The sequence below is a fragment of the Alloalcanivorax marinus genome, assembly GCF_016906305.1.
In the GTDB taxonomy this organism is placed as follows: domain Bacteria; phylum Pseudomonadota; class Gammaproteobacteria; order Pseudomonadales; family Alcanivoracaceae; genus Alloalcanivorax; species Alloalcanivorax marinus.
On record NZ_JADDOL010000002.1, the window covers coordinates 300,142 to 306,420 of the forward strand.

A 6,279-nucleotide genomic window follows, 5' to 3' on the forward strand; every position below is an offset into this window, starting at 1 on the left:
TCATGGACAAGACCTACCAACCCGAGCGCATCGAGCAGGCCTGGTACGAGACCTGGGAAGAGGCGGGGCATTTCCGCCCGTCCGGCGAGGGCGACCCGTTCACCATCGTGATTCCGCCGCCCAACGTGACCGGCAGCCTGCACATGGGCCACGCCTTCCAGGACACCATCATGGACACCCTGGTGCGCTACCGGCGCATGCAGGGCCGCAACACCCTGTGGCAGGTGGGCACCGACCACGCCGGCATCGCCACCCAGATGGTGGTGGAGCGGCGGCTGGCCGCCGAAGGCACCAGCCGCCATGAGCTGGGCCGCGAGAAATTCCTGGAGAAGGTGTGGGAATGGAAGGCCGAGTCCGGCGGCACCATCACCCGCCAGCTGCGCCGCATGGGCGCCAGCGTGGACTGGAGCCGTGAGCGCTTCACCATGGACGAGAGCCTGTCCCGGGCGGTGCGCGAAGTGTTCGTGCGCCTGCACCAGGAAGGCCTGATCTATCGCGGCAAGCGGCTGGTCAACTGGGACCCGGCCCTGCACACCGCGATCTCCGACCTGGAAGTGGAAAACCGGGAGGAACAGGGCCATCTCTGGCACTTCCGCTATCCCCTGTCCGACGGTTCCGGCCATCTGGTGGTGGCCACCACCCGCCCGGAAACCATGCTCGGCGACACCGCCGTGGCGGTGCACCCGGACGATCCGCGCTACAAGGATCTGGTGGGCCAGAGCATCCGCCTGCCGCTCACCGACCGGGACATCCCGATCATCGCCGACGATTACGTGGATCCGGACTTCGGCTCCGGCTGCGTGAAGATCACCCCGGCCCATGATTTCAACGACTATGAAATGGGCAAGCGGCACGACCTGCCGATGATCAACATCCTCACCGACGACGCCCACCTGAATGACGAAGTGCCGGCCGCCTACCGGGGCCTGGAGCGTTTCGAGGCGCGCAAGAAGGTGGTGGACGATCTGGATGCCCTGGGCCTGCTGGAGAAGGTGGCCGACCACACCCTGCAGGTGCCGCGCGGCGACCGCTCCGGCGTGGTGATCGAACCCTATCTCACCGACCAGTGGTTCGTGGCCGTGGAGGCGCTGGCCAAACCGTCCATCGAGGCGGTGGAGAACGGCGACATCCGCTTCGTGCCGAAGAACTACGAGAACATGTACTTCTCCTGGATGCGCGACCTGGAAGACTGGTGCATCTCCCGGCAGCTGTGGTGGGGCCATCGCATCCCGGCCTGGTACGACGACGACGGCAACATCTACGTGGGCCGCGACGAGGCGGAGGTCCGCGCCGAGCACGACCTGGGCGACCGCCCCCTGCGCCAGGACGAGGACGTGCTGGACACCTGGTTCAGTTCCGCGCTGTGGACCTTCTCCACCCTGGGCTGGCCGGAGCAGACCGAGGACCTGAAGACCTTCCACCCCACCGACGTGCTGGTCACCGGCTTCGACATCATCTTCTTCTGGGTCGCGCGGATGATCATGATGACCCTGAAGTTCACCGACCAGGTGCCCTTCAAGACCGTGTACGTGCACGGCCTGGTGCGGGACGCGGAAGGCCAGAAGATGTCCAAGTCCAAGGGCAACGTGCTCGATCCGCTGGATCTGATCGACGGCATCCAGCTGGAGGATCTGGTCGACAAACGCACCCGCGGCCTGATGCAGCCCCAGAAGGAAAAGCAGATCGCCAAGCGCACCCGCAAGGAATTCCCGGACGGCATCAACGCCTACGGCACCGACGCGCTGCGCTTCACCTTCCTGTCCCTGGCCTCCACCGGCCGTGACATCAAATGGGACATGGGCCGCATCGAGGGCTATCGCAACTTCTGCAACAAGATCTGGAACGCGGCCCGCTATGTGCTGATGAACACCGAGGGCCAGGACTGCGGCCTGGACCCCAACGGTGGCGAGGTCAGCCTGTCCCTGGCGGATCGCTGGATCACCAGCGCCCTGCAGCGGGCCGAGCGGGAAGTGAGCGAGGCGCTGGATCAGTTCCGCTTCGACGTGGCCTCCCAGGCCGCCTACGAGTTCATCTGGAACGAGTACTGCGACTGGTACCTGGAACTGTCCAAGCCGGTGCTCTACAGCGACGATTACAGCGAAGCGGAAAAGCGCGGCACCCGTCGTACGCTGGTGCGGGTGCTGGAAGCCATTCTGCGCCTGTCGCATCCGTTCATGCCGTTCATCACCGAGGAAATCTGGCAAAAAGTGGCGCCGCTGGCCGGTAAAGGGGCCGGCGAAGACGCCGCGTCCGGCACCATCATGCGCCAGCCCTACCCGGCCGCCGACGACGACCGCCTCGATGAGGCCGCCGAGCAGGACATCGAATGGATCAAGGCGGTGATCACGGCGATCCGCAATATCCGCGGCGAAATGCGCATTCCCCCGGGCAAGGCCCTGGACGTGTACCTGCACAATGGCAAGGACAGCGACCGGGCGCGCCTGGACGCCAACCACAACTTCCTGTGCCGCCTGGCCCGGCTGGAGGCGATCACCTGGCTGAGCCCGGAAGACTCGGCGCCGGCCTCCGCCACCGGGCTGGTGGGCGACATGGAGATTCTGGTGCCGATGGCCGGCCTGATCGACAAGAACGCGGAGATCGAGCGGCTGGGCAAGGAAATCGACAAGCTGCGCAAGGAAGTGGCCCGCGGCGACGCCAAGCTGCGCAACCCCAACTTCGTGGACAAGGCCCCGGACGCGGTGGTCGCCAAGGAGCGCGAGAAGCTCGACGATTACCGCTCCCAGCAGGCGCGCCTGGAAGAGCAGCTCGAGAAGATCAAGTACCTCTGAGCCGATGGACGCCCACGACCCGCGCCGCGCGCGCATCCTCGCCGCCGCCCGAGACCGGTTCGCCCGGCAGGGCTTCCGCCGGGCGGAGGTGAAGGCCATCGCCGAGGACGCCGGCGTGGGCAAGGCGACCATCTATCAATTCTTTCCGTCCAAGGACGCGCTGCTGCTGACGGTGGTGGAGGAAAACCTCACCGTCATCCGCGACCTGGTGCTGCGCGAGCTGCTCTCCGGAGCGCCGCCGTTGGAACGGCTGGAACGGGTATGCCGTGCGGTGGCCCGCTTTCTGGAACGGGAAGCGGATTTCTCCCGACTGCTGATCCAGGAGGCTGGCGAGTTTCTCGGCGCCATACAGCAGCGCTATCTGCAACTGGTGGACGACAACTTGCCCGTGGCGGAGGCGTTCTTCGAGGAATTGCGCGGCCAGGGCTACTTCACCGCTCTGCCCACCCGCGACATCGTGCTGATGATGGTCAACCTGCTGGTGGGCACCACCTATACCTGGGTGCTTACCGGAGAAGGCGAGCCGGAACGTCAGGCGGTCACCTATATGCGCGTGCTGATACGGGGCCTGCGCGACGCCCCGTGACCACCGTCTATTGCCGGCCCGGTCAGCTCGGTTGCGCTTCCAGCAATTCCGGGGAAGCGTCGCCGCCCAGCACCACTGCTTCGGCGATGCCGATCATCACCCGCTGACATTCTTCCAGCCGCTCGGCGGAAAACGCCCCGTTCTCGAAGATGTACAGCGAATAGTTCTCGAGGATCCACAGCATGGTGCGCAGTACCAGCGGGTCCAACTGGCGGCCGGTGAGACGACCGATTTCCGCGGTCACCACCTGGGCGGCGATGCGCTGGGCACGCTCCCGGTGCGGCGCCAGGGCGGAGCCGGAGGAACGGGCCTCTTCCATCATCAAATTGATCACCGGCCCCATGCTGAGGTGGTAATCGAAATACACCTTGGTGGTGTTGTGAATGATGGCGCGCACCGACCGGGCCTGGCGCATTTCCTGGTGGAAATGCAGCAGCATGTTGTCGATGAAGATGCGATAGATGTGCTCCAGCACGTCCATCTTGTTGCGGAAATACTTGTAGAAGGTGCGACGCGACACCTTGGCGGCGTCCAGCAGGTGCTGAACCGTGGTGCGGGCCAGGCCGCGCTGGGCGAACACGTGCATGGAATGGATCAGAATCTCGGCGCGGGCCTGGGAGCGCTGGCCGCCCTCTTCCTCGGCGTGAGCTTCCAGAACCTGATTCACCACCTGGCGTATGGCGTCGAGATCGTCGGGTCCGCGTTGCACGTGACTTATCCCCTGTTTTTGTTTACCCGGCCGCTAGCTTAACCAAGGCCGGGCGGGGCGTAAACAAGGAGTTTATCAGGCCGCCAGCGGCTGACCGTCGGGGCCGCCCGGGCCCGTCTTACGGTTTCTCAGGCGCTTCCAGACTTTCTCGTGGAAGTGGTAGGCCACGGTATTCACGCACGGCTCCACCAGGGCGGTGGCGCCGCCAATGCGCCAATCTCCGGTCATCGCCCAGACCACCAGAAAGGCCACGCTGATATGCATCACGCCGAAACTCATTGTCTTGATCATGGGGCAACTCCTCACTGTTGGTCGCGCCACCGGATATAGCTAAATGATATCCATTCTCACAAATAGGTAAATACCGGCCTGAACTATTTTCTCAATAGTCCTCGCCTATGTGAGAAGCCGTTAATTGTTGTAAAGGGCCGGACATTGACGGTGCGGACCGGTCTGCTTCCGCTTACTCTGAGCCGGTATCGGCGGGGGGCCCCCGCCCTGAATGGATAAGGACCTTCTATGGACGACCGCAAAGCGCTTCTGATTCTCCATGGCAAACAGGCTCCCAACGCGGAGGTGCGTGAGGCGGTGATGGCCCGCCGGGACGACGGCTGGGACCTGGCCGTCAGGGTCACCTGGGAAGGTGGCGACGCCGAGCGCTATGTGGACGAGGCACTGCAACTGGGCTACCGCACGATAATCGCCGGCGGCGGTGACGGTTCGGTACGGGACATCACCCAGGCGATGATGGCCTCCGGCCGCGACGATCTGACGCTGGCGGTGATCCCGCTGGGCACCGCCAACGACCTGGCCACCGCCGCCGGCGTGCCGGAAGCGCCGGCGGACGCCCTGGCCCTGCTCGACCGGCCGGCGGTCCCCGTGGACGTGATCCAGGTGAACGACAGCTACTTTCTGAACATGGCCACCGGCGGCTTCGGCACCGAAGTCACCACCGAAACCTCGGAAGACCTGAAGGAAATGCTGGGCGGCGCCGCTTACCTGCTTACCGGCCTCACCCGCTTCACCGAAGTGCGCGCCGCCGAAGGCGAATTCGAAGGTCCGGACTTCCACTGGCAGGGGGAATTCCTGGCGCTGGGCATCGGCAACAGCCGCCAGGCCGGTGGCGGCCAGCGGCTGTGTCCGGAGGCGCTGATCAACGACGGCCTGATGGACGTGGCCATCCTGCCTTCCAATATGGACCTGCTGGCCGGCGTGCGTGGCCTGTTCCGCAGCGGCGAGAACGGCGGCAAGGAAGGACTGTTCGAGCGGGCCCGCCTGGACCGCCTCACCATCACCACGCCGGAGCCCATGCACCTGAATCTGGACGGGGAGCCCCTGGAAGCCACCCGCTTCGAGCTCCGCGTGCTGCCCCGGGCCCTGAAACTGGCGCTGCCCGACGACAGCGACCTGCTGGCCTGAGCTTCCCCCGGCGGCGGCCGCCGCCGGGTCCTTCTCAGCGTTGCTCCTCCGGATTTTTCCGGGCCAGCGCCGCCACCTGCACGTTCAGCGCGTTGGTGGAAATCAGCACCTCCCACAGCGAAAAGATCAGCGACAGGGACAGGCTGATCAAACTGGCCCCGAACAGCACCACCCCGGTCAGTTCCAGATGCAGGTACAGCCCGAACATGGACAGGGTACACAGCAGAAAGCTCAACACCCCGGCCACCTGCATGTACTTGGTCAGCACCACCCGCCGATGCAGCAACGCGATCTGCCGCGACGCCACCTCCTGATGGTGCGTCTTCTCCTCATCCGCCAGCTTGCGAATGATCTGCGACAGCACCAGAAAACGGTTGGTATAGGCCAGTAGCAGCAAGGAAATGGCGGGGAACAACAGCGCCGGAGTAGTCAGGGTCATCGTCGGATTCTTCGTTACGGGATTACCGGAGACTGTACCCCATTTCCGGGGTCGGACCACCGCAAGAGATTGATTGGACGCGGTTTTCCGTTTCGTGAGCGGCTTTTGGCAGCGTTAAGGGCTGCTTTTTGGCCAGGGAAATGGGCGACAAGAAGCGGCGGGTGAGGGCTTAGCGCCGGATTTTGGGCCCGAAAAAGGGGCGCGAAGCCGTTTTTGGAGGGGTATTTTGAGGGGAAAGATCAGGAAAAACAGGACGTTACCGGGGTCCGACCCTGAGGGGGTTCCATGTGAGGGGCGGGCTGACCGACTTAGGTGGCGAGCGGTGCTCGCCATCGCT

Annotated in this window: 6 protein-coding genes; 3 read left to right on the forward strand and 3 right to left on the reverse strand. The window is 64.5% G+C overall.

Going from position 1 to position 6,279, the window contains the following annotated elements:
* Nucleotides 1-2: 2 nt before the first annotated feature.
* Entirely contained in the window at nt 3-2,789 is a 2,787-nt protein-coding gene (locus IM760_RS02895; protein WP_204427026.1) for a valine--tRNA ligase, read from the forward strand.
* A gap of 4 nt (nt 2,790-2,793) precedes the next feature.
* Complete coding sequence (locus IM760_RS02900) at nt 2,794-3,375, forward strand: TetR/AcrR family transcriptional regulator (RefSeq protein WP_204427027.1); 582 nt, start codon at nt 2,794-2,796, stop codon at nt 3,373-3,375.
* Between the two features lie 22 nt (nt 3,376-3,397).
* Here the strand turns inward: IM760_RS02900 and IM760_RS02905 are convergent, their stop codons facing one another.
* On the reverse strand, nt 3,398-4,084 hold the full coding sequence (locus IM760_RS02905; RefSeq protein WP_204427028.1) for a TetR family transcriptional regulator: 687 nt from the start codon (nt 4,082-4,084) through the stop codon (nt 3,398-3,400).
* Nucleotides 4,085-4,159: 75 nt separating this feature from the next.
* Entirely contained in the window at nt 4,160-4,375 is a 216-nt protein-coding gene (locus tag IM760_RS02910; RefSeq protein ID WP_204427029.1) for a DUF2061 domain-containing protein, read from the reverse strand.
* 228 nt (nt 4,376-4,603) lie between these two features.
* On the opposite strand from IM760_RS02910, the gene yegS reads away from it, so the two are divergent.
* The gene (yegS, locus tag IM760_RS02915) at nt 4,604-5,503 is read left to right on the forward strand and encodes a lipid kinase YegS (protein ID WP_204427030.1); all 900 of its coding nucleotides are present in this window, start codon (nt 4,604-4,606) and stop codon (nt 5,501-5,503) included.
* A 34-nt stretch (nt 5,504-5,537) separates the two neighbouring features.
* Here the strand turns inward: yegS and IM760_RS02920 are convergent, their stop codons facing one another.
* The gene (locus IM760_RS02920) at nt 5,538-5,942 is read right to left on the reverse strand and encodes a DUF2721 domain-containing protein (protein ID WP_204427031.1); all 405 of its coding nucleotides are present in this window, start codon (nt 5,940-5,942) and stop codon (nt 5,538-5,540) included.
* Between the last annotated feature and the right edge of the window lie 337 nt (nt 5,943-6,279).